At 44.8% G+C, this 12,710-nt stretch carries 17 protein-coding genes; 3 read left to right on the top strand and 14 right to left on the bottom strand.

Annotated elements, in window-relative coordinates:
• Positions 1-10: 10 nt before the first annotated feature.
• The 9 genes from spoIIIAD to NYE22_RS09115 form a co-directional block, all read right to left on the bottom strand.
• The gene (gene spoIIIAD, locus NYE22_RS09155) at positions 11-412 is read right to left on the bottom strand and encodes a stage III sporulation protein AD (RefSeq protein WP_003230228.1); all 402 of its coding nucleotides are present in this window, start codon (positions 410-412) and stop codon (positions 11-13) included.
• Between the two features lie 6 nt (positions 413-418).
• Positions 419-625 carry a stage III sporulation protein AC gene (gene spoIIIAC / locus NYE22_RS09150; RefSeq protein WP_003153142.1) on the bottom strand — a complete coding sequence of 69 codons (207 nt, stop codon included), beginning with the start codon at positions 623-625 and terminating at the stop codon, positions 419-421.
• Between the two features lie 22 nt (positions 626-647).
• Positions 648-1,163: a stage III sporulation protein SpoIIIAB gene (gene spoIIIAB / locus NYE22_RS09145; protein ID WP_014480238.1), complete on the bottom strand. Its 516-nt coding sequence runs from the start codon at positions 1,161-1,163 to the stop codon at positions 648-650.
• Entirely contained in the window at positions 1,157-2,080 is a 924-nt protein-coding gene (gene spoIIIAA / locus NYE22_RS09140; RefSeq protein WP_015714242.1) for a stage III sporulation protein AA, read from the bottom strand. Before spoIIIAA ends, spoIIIAB begins: the two co-directional genes overlap by 7 nt.
• 75 nt (positions 2,081-2,155) lie before the next feature.
• Entirely contained in the window at positions 2,156-2,437 is a 282-nt protein-coding gene (locus tag NYE22_RS09135; RefSeq protein WP_004398639.1) for a YqhV family protein, read from the bottom strand.
• A 144-nt stretch (positions 2,438-2,581) separates the two neighbouring features.
• On the bottom strand, positions 2,582-3,139 hold the full coding sequence (gene efp, locus NYE22_RS09130; RefSeq protein WP_003226377.1) for an elongation factor P: 558 nt from the start codon (positions 3,137-3,139) through the stop codon (positions 2,582-2,584).
• A 24-nt stretch (positions 3,140-3,163) separates the two neighbouring features.
• Positions 3,164-4,225: an aminopeptidase PapA gene (gene papA / locus NYE22_RS09125; RefSeq protein ID WP_014480240.1), complete on the bottom strand. Its 1,062-nt coding sequence runs from the start codon at positions 4,223-4,225 to the stop codon at positions 3,164-3,166.
• The gene (aroQ, locus tag NYE22_RS09120) at positions 4,222-4,668 is read right to left on the bottom strand and encodes a type II 3-dehydroquinate dehydratase (protein WP_003230223.1); all 447 of its coding nucleotides are present in this window, start codon (positions 4,666-4,668) and stop codon (positions 4,222-4,224) included. The genes papA and aroQ overlap by 4 nt, the downstream gene beginning before the upstream one ends.
• A gap of 86 nt (positions 4,669-4,754) precedes the next feature.
• Positions 4,755-5,291, bottom strand: a complete 537-nt coding sequence (locus NYE22_RS09115; protein WP_003230222.1) for a YqhR family membrane protein — start codon at positions 5,289-5,291, stop codon at positions 4,755-4,757.
• Between the two features lie 225 nt (positions 5,292-5,516).
• Here NYE22_RS09115 and NYE22_RS09110 point away from each other — a divergent pair, with 225 nt between their 5' ends.
• Together NYE22_RS09110 and NYE22_RS09105 are read left to right on the top strand one after the other, a co-directional pair.
• Positions 5,517-6,473: a DUF1385 domain-containing protein gene (locus NYE22_RS09110; protein ID WP_032726146.1), complete on the top strand. Its 957-nt coding sequence runs from the start codon at positions 5,517-5,519 to the stop codon at positions 6,471-6,473.
• A 39-nt stretch (positions 6,474-6,512) separates the two neighbouring features.
• Positions 6,513-6,908 carry an SA1362 family protein gene (locus NYE22_RS09105; RefSeq protein WP_003226367.1) on the top strand — a complete coding sequence of 132 codons (396 nt, stop codon included), beginning with the start codon at positions 6,513-6,515 and terminating at the stop codon, positions 6,906-6,908.
• On the opposite strand, the gene NYE22_RS09100 is transcribed toward NYE22_RS09105, so the two are convergent.
• The 3 genes from NYE22_RS09100 to lipM form a co-directional block, all read right to left on the bottom strand.
• Positions 6,905-7,780, bottom strand: a complete 876-nt coding sequence (locus NYE22_RS09100) for a patatin-like phospholipase family protein (RefSeq protein WP_003230220.1) — start codon at positions 7,778-7,780, stop codon at positions 6,905-6,907. The genes NYE22_RS09105 and NYE22_RS09100 overlap by 4 nt on opposite strands.
• A gap of 125 nt (positions 7,781-7,905) precedes the next feature.
• Entirely contained in the window at positions 7,906-8,334 is a 429-nt protein-coding gene (mntR, locus tag NYE22_RS09095; protein ID WP_003236923.1) for a transcriptional regulator MntR, read from the bottom strand.
• A 99-nt stretch (positions 8,335-8,433) separates the two neighbouring features.
• Positions 8,434-9,270: an octanoyltransferase LipM gene (gene lipM / locus NYE22_RS09090; protein WP_342412460.1), complete on the bottom strand. Its 837-nt coding sequence runs from the start codon at positions 9,268-9,270 to the stop codon at positions 8,434-8,436.
• A 190-nt stretch (positions 9,271-9,460) separates the two neighbouring features.
• On the opposite strand from lipM, the gene NYE22_RS09085 reads away from it, so the two are divergent.
• Complete coding sequence (locus tag NYE22_RS09085) at positions 9,461-9,841, top strand: rhodanese-like domain-containing protein (protein WP_004398485.1); 381 nt, start codon at positions 9,461-9,463, stop codon at positions 9,839-9,841.
• A 34-nt stretch (positions 9,842-9,875) separates the two neighbouring features.
• On the opposite strand, the gene gcvPB is transcribed toward NYE22_RS09085, so the two are convergent.
• A complete protein-coding gene (gene gcvPB / locus NYE22_RS09080) occupies positions 9,876-11,342 on the bottom strand; it encodes an aminomethyl-transferring glycine dehydrogenase subunit GcvPB (protein ID WP_014480245.1) in 1,467 nt (488 codons plus the stop codon).
• Complete coding sequence (gene gcvPA, locus NYE22_RS09075; protein WP_342412459.1) at positions 11,335-12,681, bottom strand: aminomethyl-transferring glycine dehydrogenase subunit GcvPA; 1,347 nt, start codon at positions 12,679-12,681, stop codon at positions 11,335-11,337. Before gcvPA ends, gcvPB begins: the two co-directional genes overlap by 8 nt.
• Between the last annotated feature and the right edge of the window lie 29 nt (positions 12,682-12,710).

Genomic DNA, 12,710 nt, shown 5'->3' with positions numbered 1-12,710 from the left:
CTCCTTTCGGTTATGACATAGAAGGTATAAGTCCGAGAATCGTTTCGATAATGACGGTTAAAATAGGCACAGCCATTACGAGTATTAAAATTTTCCCCGCCAATTCTATTTTCGAGGCGATGGCTCCTTGACCGGCATCTTTTGTGAGCTGTGCCCCGAATTCAGCAATATAGGCGATTCCGATAATCTTTAAAATGGTTTCAACATAGACCATGTTGACATTTGCATTAATCGCAATTTTTTCTATCATTCGAATAATGTCGTAGATTTGGTCTACCAAATAAAGAAAAATGGCACATCCGGCAAAAACGACGATTAAAAACGCAAAAGTCGGCTTTTGTTCTTTTACAATTAAAGAAAGGAAGGTGGCGATCAGCCCTAAACCTACAATTTGAACAATGTCAATCTGCAAGCCCCCCTATCCTTGGAATAAAAACACAGCTTTTATCTTTTTAAATAGGTCATCTACAATCGTGGCGACCATAAATAAAATATAGATAAAACCTAACAGCGTCACCCACTGAGCATATTCTTTCTTGCCCATCTGATCCAATATCGTGTGTAAAAAAGCGACCACGATTCCCACTCCGGCGATTTGAAATATGACATTCACGTCTACTCCCATTTTATTTTTGCTCCCCTCACGTTTACATCAATAGAAGAATGAGTAACAAGCCCGCTAAAAAGCCCAAACTTTTTATCATCTTTTCATTTTTCGCTTGCGCCTGCTCAGCATCCGCTTCAGAGGCTTCCAAATGTGACAGCGCCAGCTTGATGTGCTTTTGCTGAGAGATTCGATCATGAATCCCGAGCGTCTCGCCAAACTGCTTCAGCACTTCGTATTCGCTTTTTTTCAAAGACAGGGTATCCCATACCTTCTTTAAGCTTTGCTCCCACGCCGTTTTCGCGGAATCACTTCCCTTGTCCAGCTGATCACTGAATGCGGAAAAAAGAGCTGAAACAGGCTGTGCGAGCTGTTTGGCAATCTGCTGTGAAGCAGTATGAAGCGGTGTATGGCCGTACATGATTTCAGCCTCGAGGGATTGAAGCGCCGCACGCAGCTGGCGGATTTGCCGCGGCCGTTCTGTATAAATCTTCGCCATCTCAAAACCTGTCCATGTTGTCGCTACCACAATGAATACAGCGCCCAGCAGCTTCAGCATGTTTTCACGCCCGTCGTCCTAGACAGCACATTTCCGTCTTTGTCATAAATTTGGCTCACTGTGCCCGGCCCTTTTGCTCTTGATAATTCCAAATAGCGGTCAAAGGCTCTTTCTTCCCACAAACGCTTCAATGAAGGCCGCTTCATCAGGTCGGATATACTCCAGCCATGCGCCGATACGATTACTGAAACACCGGCATGCAGCGCCTCCAGAAGTGCATCTGTATCTTCCATACGCCCGATTTCATCGACAATCATCACCTCAGGGCTCATGGATCGAATCATCATCATCAGCCCTTCAGCTTTTGGACAGGCGTCTAACACGTCAATTCTCTGACCAAATTGATGCTGCGGAATACCGCGAAGACATCCGGCAATTTCTGACCGTTCATCGACGATTCCTGTCTTTACGGGCAGCATGGGTTTTTTGCCGGTGCTTGAGAGCCTCGCAAGGTCCCGGAGAAGTGTTGTTTTGCCGGTTTGGGGCGGTCCGATAATCAGCGTATTCAGCCAGCTGCTTTGATATAAGTATGGAAGCAGCGGCTCCGCAATCCCCAGCTTTTGCCGGGCAATTCGTATATTAAAAGATGCGATGTCACGGAGGCCTTTCACACCTCCGTTTTCCGTAATGACTCTGCCCGCCAGTCCGACTCTGTGGCCGCCTCTGATCGTGACATACCCTTTCTTCAGCTCTTCTTCAAGTGTATACATACTATAGTTGCTGAGCCGGCTCAGGATCAGATGGGCATCCTCGGCCGTGCCCGCATAGGACAAATACACAGGTTGTCCTCTTCGAATCAACTCAACAGGGCGGTTGATCCGAATTCTGACTTCTTCGATTTCCAGCCATTGTTGTTCCGGTATTTCAGAAAGGGCGTTTTTCATGGATTCAGGGAGAACCTCAGCGATTTCATTCAACAGAGCCTCCTCCTTTCTACCGATTGGCTTCTTTAAAATGTATGATGTGAGGCAGACTTTATGACAAGCCTCTCTTTATTTATGAACACCCGCCAAAATCAAGACAACACCCGTAAAAATCAGAATCAGCTTTGCATACGAAAGCTGCCCGGCAATTTGGTAGATTCCGACAGTCATCGTAATGATAAAAATCAACGGACCGACAATAGCGAGAATGCTGTTAACCACAACCGCCTTCCGGACATCGTTGGTCACAAGCATGACAATTGCTGCCGTCAGCTCAATCATAGAGGATAAAACTCGTAATCCCGCCATTGTTAAAACAGTAGAATTGATATTTCCAAGTAAAAATTTCATAGCACTCTCCCAACCTCCCATTTTTTTATATGATATGCTCTAGCTTGCTGAAGTAGTCTTGTCATTTTCGTATAAAAGAAAGATTCTGTTTTTGGGCACAAAAAAAGCCTGCTCCCATTTGGGAACAGACTTCTTTTTTTCTTTCTATGCTCTTGAAACGTAAGAACCGTCTGATGTATTGACAACAAGTGTGTCGCCTTCATTCACAAAGAACGGCACGTTTACAACAAGCCCGGTTTCAGTTTTCGCAGGTTTTGTACCGCCTGACGCTGTATCACCTTTAATACCAGGTTCAGTTTCAACAACTTTCAGCTCAACTGTGTTTGGAAGTTCGATACCAAGTGTTTCATCCTGGTACATCATGATATGCACAGACATGTTTTCTAGCAGGTATTTTAATTCTTCTTCGATTTGAGTTGCGCTCAGTTCAAGCTGCTCATAAGAAGAAGTATCCATAAATACGTGCTGATCTCCGTTTGCATATAGATATTGCATTGTTTTGGTTTCGATTTGCGCTTTCGCTACTTTTTCACCAGCGCGGAATGTTTTTTCCTGAATCGCGCCAGTGCGAAGGTTGCGGAGTTTAGAGCGGACAAATGCCGCACCTTTTCCAGGTTTTACGTGCTGGAAGTCAACGACGCGCCAAATGCCGCCATCTACTTCAATTGTTAATCCTGTACGGAAATCGTTAACTGAAATCATGTTTAATGTCCTCCTATATTCCAATCACAAAATAATAAGTTCTTTTGGGGAATGGGTGATTGTCCGGTTGCCGTTTTCTGTAATCACGATGTCATCTTCAATACGGACACCGCCTGTTTCTGGTATGTAAATGCCCGGCTCCACTGTGACCACCATACCCGGTTCAAGGATAGCTGAAGATCTGACGGATAATCCCGGCGATTCATGAACTTCCATGCCGAGCCCGTGCCCGGTTGAATGGCCGAAATAGTCACCGTAGCCTTTTGCAGCAATATGATCCCTTGTGAGGGCGTCAGCCTCTTTTCCTGTCATTCCCGGCTTAATATGTGCGACGCCAAGCGCCTGAGCATCAAATACAACCTGATAGATCTCCTTCAATTGATCACTGGGCTGACCTACAGCGACCGTCCGGGTAATATCAGAACAATATCCTTTATAATAAGCGCCAAAATCAAGCGTAACAAGGTCTCCGCTTTCAATCAGTTTGTCACTGGCCACACCGTGCGGAAGGCTCGAACGAAGGCCTGAGGCGACAATCATATCAAAAGAAGAGCTGTCTGCTCCCTGGCTTCTCATATAAAACTCCAGCTCATTGGCAACAGCGATTTCAGAAATGCCGGGTTTCATAAACGTCAAGATATGTCTGAAGGCATCATCTGCAATCTTCGCAGCTTCCTCTAATATCTTAATCTCTTCACTAGACTTAATCAAGCGCAACTTTTCCACGGATTCAGCCACAGGCACTAATTCGGCATCACTGATAACGGCGCTGTATGAAGCGTAAGTGCCATATGTCATGCTGTTCTGTTCAAAGCCGAGACGCTTGATGCCAAACGATTCAACAGTGTCGGCAGTGGTCTGAATCAAGCTGCCGCCATGTTCAATGATCTCAAAACCCTTTACCTGAACCTTCGCCTGCTCAGTATAACGAAAATCCGTAATAAACGCTGCTTTGTCACCCGATATAACAGCCAAACCCGCTGAACCTGTAAACCCTGTCATATAGCGTACATTCGTGCTGCTTGTAACCAGCATGCCGTCAATTCCCAGCTGTCCAAACAGGTTTCTTAATTTCTCTAGCTTCATCTTGATTCTCCCCCTTGCTGGCTTAATAAGTAGCGAACAGCAAGCTTGTAGCCTTCAGCTCCAAGACCGACAATCTGCCCTTTCGCAACAGGAGCGATAACCGACTGATGCCTGAATTCTTCCCTGGCGTATAAGTTTGATAAATGCACCTCTACCACAGGAAGACTGATGCTTGAAACAGCATCCCTGATCGCATAGCTATAATGACTCAGGGCGCCGGGGTTCAGAACAATCCCGCTGTATTGCTCCTCAGCCTCATGTATCGCATCTATCAAATCACCTTCGTGATTAGACTGGAAGAAAGTGAGCTGGATATGTAAGGCTTCAGCAAACTGAAAAAGATCTGTTTCAATATCGGTCAGTGTCTGGCGGCCGAATACTTCAGGCTCACGACTCCCAAGCCGGTTAACATTCGGTCCGTTTAAAATCAAAAAATGAGGCACATAATCTCTCCTTTTCGCGAGGGTTTCTCATGTAAAAAATGTTCACTTCTCGTGAACATTTTATCATACTGGAAAAGGATTATACACTATTCTCTATGCATTCCCAGCGCACGTGCAAGCTTTTCCGAATTCAGCTCATTGTATTCAAATGAAATGGAATACCCGACAAACAGCCCGTAAAGCAAATAAATGCAAATGGTCGTAATAATTGTATCTGATGTCAGTTCGGTCACCGTGCGCACATCTGGAAAAATCGGATTAAAAACAAAAAACACGAGCAGCCAAAGCACCAAGCCGTATAAAATACCCGGCCACATTGTTTTTAAACGTTTCAATAGAAGAAAATAAAGAAACGCTGCGCCAATTGAAATTACTCCAATCAAAATGATGCTGATTACCGTTCCCAGCCCATGTTTTTTCCACTCTCCGAGCACAAACGGCTGCAATATCATATTCGGGCTGATTTCGGAAAAATGAAACAAGTATGCGATATAAGCAACGAAACTCCAAAGTACGCCTCCGCAAAAACCTGTTGCCGCCACTCTGCCGGCCATTGAAACAGGCGGCTTTTGCTTCTCATTCAATTCTTCATTTTGTTCTGTATCTTTTTCGCTTGTCATCATGGCACCTCCAGTTAAAGTGTGCCCAAAAAATGAAATGTCAATAAAAAAGCTCACACTTTTTGACAGCTGCGAGTAAAATTTGAAAATAAAGGGTATAATGCATGTAGAAAAAGCAAGGCTATGGCAATTTTTTCAGCCTGTCAATCTAGAGGTTTAGCGCTGTTTCCTGTACAATAGAGTGAAAGGAAATGGTTAGCAATCCTAAGAAATAGGCAGGTTGATAATATGTCAAAACATAAAGTTCCGCCCGCTTACGGCGGGCAGGCTGTTGTGGAAGGCGTTATGTTTGGCGGAAAGCATCATTACGTTACAGCCATCAGAAGAACGGATGGAAGCATTGACTTTTTTAAGCTTCCCCGCAAACACAACCCGAAACTGAACATCGTGAAAAAGATACCGTTTTTACGGGGGATCGCGGCCATTATCGAAGCGAGTGCAAACGGCACAAAGCATTTGAATTTTTCAAGCGAACGTTACGGGCTCGATCCATCTGAAGACGAGACACTTGAGCAGGAAGAAAAAAAATCCTCCGGGCTGTCTATGTATCTCAGCCTCGCAGTTATAGGCGTCCTATCATTTTTGTTCAGTAAATTCGTATTTACATTGGTTCCAGTTTTCTTAGCGGAACTGACAAGGCCGATTTTTTCCTCGGACACGGCGCAAATCGCGGTTGAAAGCCTGTTTAAGTTGATTTTGCTGCTCGGTTACATCTATTTTTTGTCCATGACACCGCTTATTAAAAGAGTGTTTCAATATCATGGAGCCGAACATAAAGTCATAAACTGTTATGAACAGAATTTGCCAATTACTGTGGAGAATGTCCAAAACCAATCTCGGCTTCATTACCGCTGCGGATCAAGCTTTATTTTATTTACGATTATTGTCGGCATGTTTGTTTATTTACTCGTTCCGACAGATCCGCTTTGGCTGCGTGTTATAGATCGTGTCGCACTGATACCGGTCGTGCTTGGTCTATCCTTTGAAGTTCTGCAGCTGACAAACAAAGTGCGTGACATTCCCGGTCTGAAATTACTTGGGTACCCGGGACTTTGGCTTCAGCTGTTAACCACAAAGGAACCTAAGGATGACCAGGTTGAAGTTGCCATCGAAAGCTTTAACGAACTTCTCAGACTCGAAGCATTGTCTGAGCAAAATCAGAAGCCTTCTCACAACGTCATCTAAAATCCGTTGCCCTGCTATTACTTTCGGAGGTGGACAGTTATGAATCATCGTGTACAACCTATTATTGCTGTATTAATTGCGCTGGGAGCGTTCGGTTTCCTCTATGTGCTGGTAACCAATCCCGGAGAAATGGCAAAAATGGCGGTAACCGTCATCGTGGCAGGTATCATTATTTATTTTATTGTGAAATATGTAATGAATCGAAATGCGGGCAGCGAAGGAGCAGCCTTCAAAAAAGCGGCGAAACAATCGCGGCGCCGGATGAAAGAACAAAAAGCAAAACACCGCGCCGGACATAAGGGACGTGTCAGCCACCTGCGAAGCGTTCCGAGCGCCAGCAAGCCTAAACCGATGATTCTCAAGAAAAAAAGCCAGACTCAGCTGACTGTTATAGAAGGGAAAAAAAATAAAAAGAAAAACAGAGCGCTTTTTTAATAGGTCCACTGCTTTAAAAACAGCTCTGTCCGTCTTTTACCTAGCTCAATCAGGGCTAGTTTTTTTTGTTGTGTTAAATGAAAATCAGTGGCCATTACGTCGTCGACAGGGAGAAAAATGATATTTTGTTCATAGCGTGACGCAATGTGCCTTGCGTCATGAGCATCCTTCATCGTTTCAAACAGGGCGCCGAACAGTTCAAAAGCGTTGCGGATATTTTTTTTCGGACGCTCTCTTTCACGCGGCGCAAGTGTGACACCGATCACAGGGCGCTTTCTTTCCTTTGAAAACAGCCAGATTGGAAAATTGCTTAACACGCCTCCGTCGACAACCGTGGCGGTGCCTGTGTCCGTTTTTAATTTTATCGGTTCAAAGAAATACGGGATGCTGCAGCTCATTCTGACCGCTCTGGCAACCGGGAACATATCAGGATTTAACCCGTAACGGGCCAAATCGTCCGGCAAAACAATCATGGTGCCGTTTGTCAAATCAGAAGCAATAAGGCGCAGAGACCCTTTCTGCAAATCGCCGAAAACCCTTATGCCTTTCGCTCTTAACAGATCAGCAATCCATTTTTCTATCGTATCGCCTTTGTATAAGCCAAGACGCCAGTAGATGGACACCCACTGGAGCATCTTTAAGGGGAGAAATGAGTACCTCTGGTCCAGCAATTTCTCTCCGTCCACTTCTTCAATTAAAGCGTGGATTTCCTTACTGGTGTAACCTGACGCAATGAAAGCGGCAATAATGGCGCCGGCGCTTGTACCCGCAACTCTTTTAAAGCGGAAGCCTTTTTCCTCAAGCACTTCATAAGCGCCTGCGAGCGCAATGCCTTTTACTCCTCCGCCGGAAAAAACACCGTCAATATACATCTCATTCCCTCCCCCTCCATCCGATCGTTTATTACCATTTTAAGAAAACACGCGAAGAAATAGACCAACGAATGACGGGTGGCGTCAGCGTATCAAAAAAGACGGCCTCCTTCGAGACCGCCTTTTTACTGATTATGATGTTCTGTTTTCTTTTGGATTGATTTCAGATCTTTTTTACGGGCATCATCTTCTTCAAAATATTGAACAAGATCCCCGATGCGATCAATACTGTTCCAGCTTAAATGATGTTCGATTCCTTCGACATCGTTATATATTTTCTCTTCATCAACACCAATGATTCTTAAAAACTGCTCAAGCAATTCATGTCTGTATACCAGCCGTTTGCCTATTTTTTTCCCTTTAGACGTTAACACGAGACCGCGATATTTTTCATAAATTAAATATTCGTCTTTATCTAGTTTTTGAACCATTTTTGTTACAGAGGAGGGATGGACTGCCAATGCTTCCGCGATATCGGAAACTCGTGCATATCCTTTTTCTTCAATCAGCATATAAATCTGTTCAATATAATCTTCCATACTTGGTGTTGTCATCGAAACCCTCCCAAAAAGCACCTTAACTTTATAAACCATTACAAGTTTACACTAATGAACTTGAAAAAACAAGGATGCTCCGCGGGTCAAAAGCCCTGTTTACCGCTTATAATTCCATTCATCTGAAGCGTACTTTGTTTCAGCCAAGTGATGAACAAAATCAAACTCTTCCTGAGAAAGTTCATATGGCTCCAAATGAATGTTAAGACCTGTTTCAAATCCTTCTTTAAAGGCTTGACGAGCCTCATCCATCGTCACCCGCTTTTCAGTGAGTTCATTAATGGCAACCGCTTTATTTTTGAAATTGCGCTGCATCCGCTCTCTTACTCTTTCACTTGGATATAAGAACAGATCGAACAGCTTGTCCTCATCTAAATCAAGAAGAATGGAGCCATGCTGAAGAATCACGCCTTTTTGTCTCGTTTGCGCGCTTCCCGCTACCTTGCGCCCCTCAACCACTAGCTCATACCACGAAGGCGCGTCAAAACAAACAGATGACCGCGGATTTTTTAAGCTTTCTTTTTCTTTTTCAGTTCTCGGGATGGCAAAGTAAGCGTCCAGACCGAGATTTCTAAAGCCTTGAAGTATGCCTTCTGAAATAACCCGGTAAGCCTCAGTAACAGTCGCCGGCATCTCGGAGTGCTCTTCCGAAACAATTACGCTGTATGTCAGTTCCTGATCGTGCAGCACACCTCTCCCGCCGGTCGGGCGTCTGACGAATCCTAGATTATATTTATGTACTGCTTCAAAATTGATTTCCTTTTTAATATTTTGAAAATACCCTACAGAAAGTGTCGCCGGATTCCAGCCGTAAAAACGGATAACCGGGGGGATTTTCTTTTCGCTGTGCCAATATAAAAGCGCTTCATCAAGCGCCATATTGAATGCAGGACTTGCATTGCCTGAGTCTATAAACCGCCAAGTTTCTTTTTGCATTTTAAGACCTTCCTTACCGTTTTAATAGAATCAGTTTATCAAACTGTCGGGAAAATGAAAAATATTTTAGTTCCATTATAGATGACAATCACGCTGTGCTTTACTATAATAGTATTTGTCGAAAACGGCTCTATGACCTTGTTTTATGAAGCAGGGTTTTGATTTTATATGCTAAAGGAGTAGAATCACATTGTCTAATATGATCGTTTTGATTATTTTTGCTGCGTTTATCATCTATATGATTGCTTCATATGTCTATCAGCAGCGAATTATGAAAACACTTACCGAAGAAGAATTCCGCGCGGGTTACCGCAAAGCACAGCTTATTGATGTTCGTGAGCCAAATGAGTTTGAGGGCGGACATATTTTAGGCGCCCGCAACATTCCGCTTTCCCAGCTGAAACAGAGAAAAAATGAGATCCGTACGGACAAGCCTGTTTACCTGTACTGCCAAAACAGTGTCCGCAGCGGACGCGCGGCACAAACCCTGCGCAAAAACGGCTGCACTGAGATTTACAACCTAAAAGGCGGCTTTAAAAAATGGGGCGGAAAGATTAAAGCGAAGAAATAAAGCAAACAGCTGTCTGGTAGACAGCTGTTTTTATTTATCTTTCTACCGCCTCGTATCTGAGCACCGGGTGTCTCGCCGCTTTTGTTTCATCCATTCTTTTTACAATCGTTGTATGCGGGGCCTCCTGAACAAGCTCCGGATTCTCCTCCGCTTCTTTTGCGATTTGAATCATAGCATCAATAAACGCGTCCAGTGTTTCCTTTGATTCGGTCTCCGTCGGCTCGATCATGATGCATTCTTCAACATTAAGCGGGAAATAAATAGTCGGCGGATGATAGCCGAAATCAAGGAGCCGTTTTGCAATATCAAGCGTACGCACTCCCAGCTTTTTCTGCCGCTTCCCTGATAATACAAATTCATGCTTGCAATGGCGGTCAAACGGAAGATCGTAATAAGGCGCGAGCTTTCTCATCATATAATTGGCGTTTAACACTGCGTTCTCAGTAACAGCCTTTAATCCGTCAGGCCCCATGGAGCGAATATACGTATACGCTCTCACATTAATGCCAAAGTTGCCGTAATACGGCTTCACACGGCCGATCGCATGAGGGCGGTCATAATCAAACGTAAAGCGCCCTTCTTTTTTAACTAAAACTGGCTTTGGCAAATAAGGAATCAGATCTTTTTTTACGCCGACAGGGCCTGAGCCGGGGCCTCCGCCGCCATGAGGGCCTGTGAATGTTTTATGCAGGTTGAGGTGCACCACGTCAAATCCCATATCTCCAGGTCTCGCCTTGCTTAAAACGGCATTTAAATTAGCGCCGTCATAATACAGTTTTCCCCCCGCTTGGTGTACAATTTCCGCCATCTCTGTAATCTGCTCCTCAAACAAGCCGAGCGTGTTCGGATTCGTCAGCATGAGAGCTGCAGTTTCTTCATTCACTGCTCTTTTTAAATCCTCTAAATCAACAAGCCCATTTTCATTCGATTTCACCGTAACAGTTTCAAAGCCTGCTACTGTCGCTGATGCAGGATTCGTCCCGTGCGCGGAATCAGGGACAATGACCTTCGTCCGCTTGAAATCCCCGCGAGCTTCATGATAGGCACGGATCATCATCAGCCCCGTCCATTCGCCGTGCGCTCCGGCAGCAGGCTGAAGCGTAACCTCATCCATTCCCGTTATTTCTTCAAGGTGCTTGCTTAAATCATATAAAAGCTCTAATGCGCCTTGCACCGTGTCTTCATCCTGAAGAGGATGAATCGCAGCAAAACCAGGAATACGTGCGATTTTTTCATTGATTTTCGGATTATATTTCATCGTGCAAGAACCGAGAGGATAAAAACCGGAATCCACCCCGTGATTGCGTTTGGACAGCGCTGTATAATGGCGCATGATGTCCAGCTCTGAAACCTCCGGCAGCGCTGCGTCTTCGTCACGAATATAGGTGTCTGACAAGAGGTCCCCCAATTCGATTTCCGGTACATCGAGCTCCGGCAGACTATAGCCGATTCGGCCTTCTCTTGAAAGTTCAAAAATAAGTGCCTGGTCCTGATTACTCATGGCGATCCCCCAATTCCTGAATGAGTGCGTCAATTTCTTCTTTTGTTCTCAGCTCCGTTACAGCAATCAGCATATGGCAGTCCAGCTCCGGATACGTCAACCCAAGATCATATCCGCCAATCATGCCTTTTGCCAGCAAACGCTTGTTCACAGCTCTCACCGGCTCATCCAGTTTGATGACAAATTCATTAAATATCGGCCCGTCAAACATAACGGTAAGACCTGCTTTTTTTGCTTCTTGCTTTGCATAGTTGGCTTTTAAGAGATTTTGGCGGGCTATATCTTTTACGCCGTTTTTTCCGAGAGCAGTCATGGCCACTGATGCTGCCAGCGCATTTAAAGCTTGGTTCGAGCATATATTTGATGTTGCTTTATCTCGGCGGATATGCTGCTCCCTGGCTTGCAGGGTAAGCACAAAGCCTCTTTTTCCGTTTTCGTCTTCCGTTTGTCCGACGAGACGGCCCGGCACCTTTCTCATTAATTTTTTAGTAACGGCAAAAAAGCCGCAATGCGGGCCGCCGTATGCTGAAGGAATGCCGAAAGGCTGCGCATCACCGACGACGATGTCAGACTGAAACTTGCCCGGCGGAGTGAGAAGACCTAGCGCAAGCGGGTTAGCTGAAACAATAAACATGGATTTCCCTTGATGAGCGATAGGCTCAATATCCTTTAGCGGCTCGATCCGGCCGAAAAAATTCGGGTACTGAACGATCACTGCGGCTGTGTTCTCGCAAACGGTTTGGCGCAATGCATCAAGATCCGTAACGCCATCCGCAGCGGGTACTTCAACAACATCAATATACTGACCTTTTGCGTACGTTTTCAGCACTTCTCGCGATTCAGGATGCACGGTTTTTGACACAACGATTTTTTTCTTTTTCGTGTGGCTTGAAGCAAGCATTGCTGCTTCCGCCAAGGCTGTTCCGCCGTCATACATCGAGGAGTTGGCGATATCCATGCCTGTCAGTTCACAGATCATCGTTTGGAATTCAAAAATAGCCTGGAGCTCTCCTTGTGAAATCTCTGGCTGATAAGGCGTATATGCGGTATAAAACTCAGAGCGCGAAATGACATGATCCACAATGACAGGCTGATAATGGTCATATACACCCGCTCCTAAGAAAGAAGCGTATTGTACGGTATCACGATTTTTAGAGGCCAGCTTTGTCAGTTCTCTTGTTAATTCTGTTTCTGATTTCGCTTTTTTAATTTGATACTCTTTTTTATATTTGACGTTTTCCGGTATATCAGCAAATAAATCATCGATGCTGCTTACGCCGATAGTAGCAAGCATCTCCTGTTTATCCTTTTCTGTTGCGGGCAAATAACGGTGCTTCATGTGTTGTCTCCTCTCTCCAAGAAAAAATA

The organism is Bacillus sp. FSL K6-1560 (assembly GCF_038592935.1).
Lineage (GTDB): Bacteria > Bacillota > Bacilli > Bacillales > Bacillaceae > Bacillus > Bacillus subtilis.
The sequence above is the reverse complement of the archived record's forward strand: the minus strand, read 5'-3'. Positions and strand labels throughout refer to the sequence as shown.

Bases quoted from the DNA above. Each gene is read 5' to 3' on its own strand.
- NYE22_RS09135 (WP_004398639.1), bottom strand. From the start codon at position 2,437: ATGAAATTTTTACTTGGAAATATCAATTCTACTGTTTTAACAATGGCG.
- spoIIIAB (WP_014480238.1), bottom strand. From the start codon at position 1,163: ATGCTGAAGCTGCTGGGCGCTGTATTCATTGTGGTAGCGACAACATGG.
- gcvPA (WP_342412459.1), bottom strand. From the start codon at position 12,681: ATGAAGCACCGTTATTTGCCCGCAACAGAAAAGGATAAACAGGAGATG.
- NYE22_RS09115 (WP_003230222.1), bottom strand. From the start codon at position 5,291: ATGATGACAAGCGAAAAAGATACAGAACAAAATGAAGAATTGAATGAG.
- lipM (WP_342412460.1), bottom strand. From the start codon at position 9,270: ATGCAAAAAGAAACTTGGCGGTTTATAGACTCAGGCAATGCAAGTCCT.
- mntR (WP_003236923.1), bottom strand. From the start codon at position 8,334: ATGACAACACCAAGTATGGAAGATTATATTGAACAGATTTATATGCTG.
- gcvPB (WP_014480245.1), bottom strand. From the start codon at position 11,342: ATGAGTAATCAGGACCAGGCACTTATTTTTGAACTTTCAAGAGAAGGC.
- NYE22_RS09110 (WP_032726146.1), top strand. From the start codon at position 5,517: ATGTCAAAACATAAAGTTCCGCCCGCTTACGGCGGGCAGGCTGTTGTG.
- papA (WP_014480240.1), bottom strand. From the start codon at position 4,225: ATGAAGCTAGAGAAATTAAGAAACCTGTTTGGACAGCTGGGAATTGAC.
- NYE22_RS09100 (WP_003230220.1), bottom strand. From the start codon at position 7,780: ATGTATATTGACGGTGTTTTTTCCGGCGGAGGAGTAAAAGGCATTGCG.
- NYE22_RS09105 (WP_003226367.1), top strand. From the start codon at position 6,513: ATGAATCATCGTGTACAACCTATTATTGCTGTATTAATTGCGCTGGGA.
- spoIIIAC (WP_003153142.1), bottom strand. From the start codon at position 625: ATGGGAGTAGACGTGAATGTCATATTTCAAATCGCCGGAGTGGGAATC.
- efp (WP_003226377.1), bottom strand. From the start codon at position 3,139: ATGATTTCAGTTAACGATTTCCGTACAGGATTAACAATTGAAGTAGAT.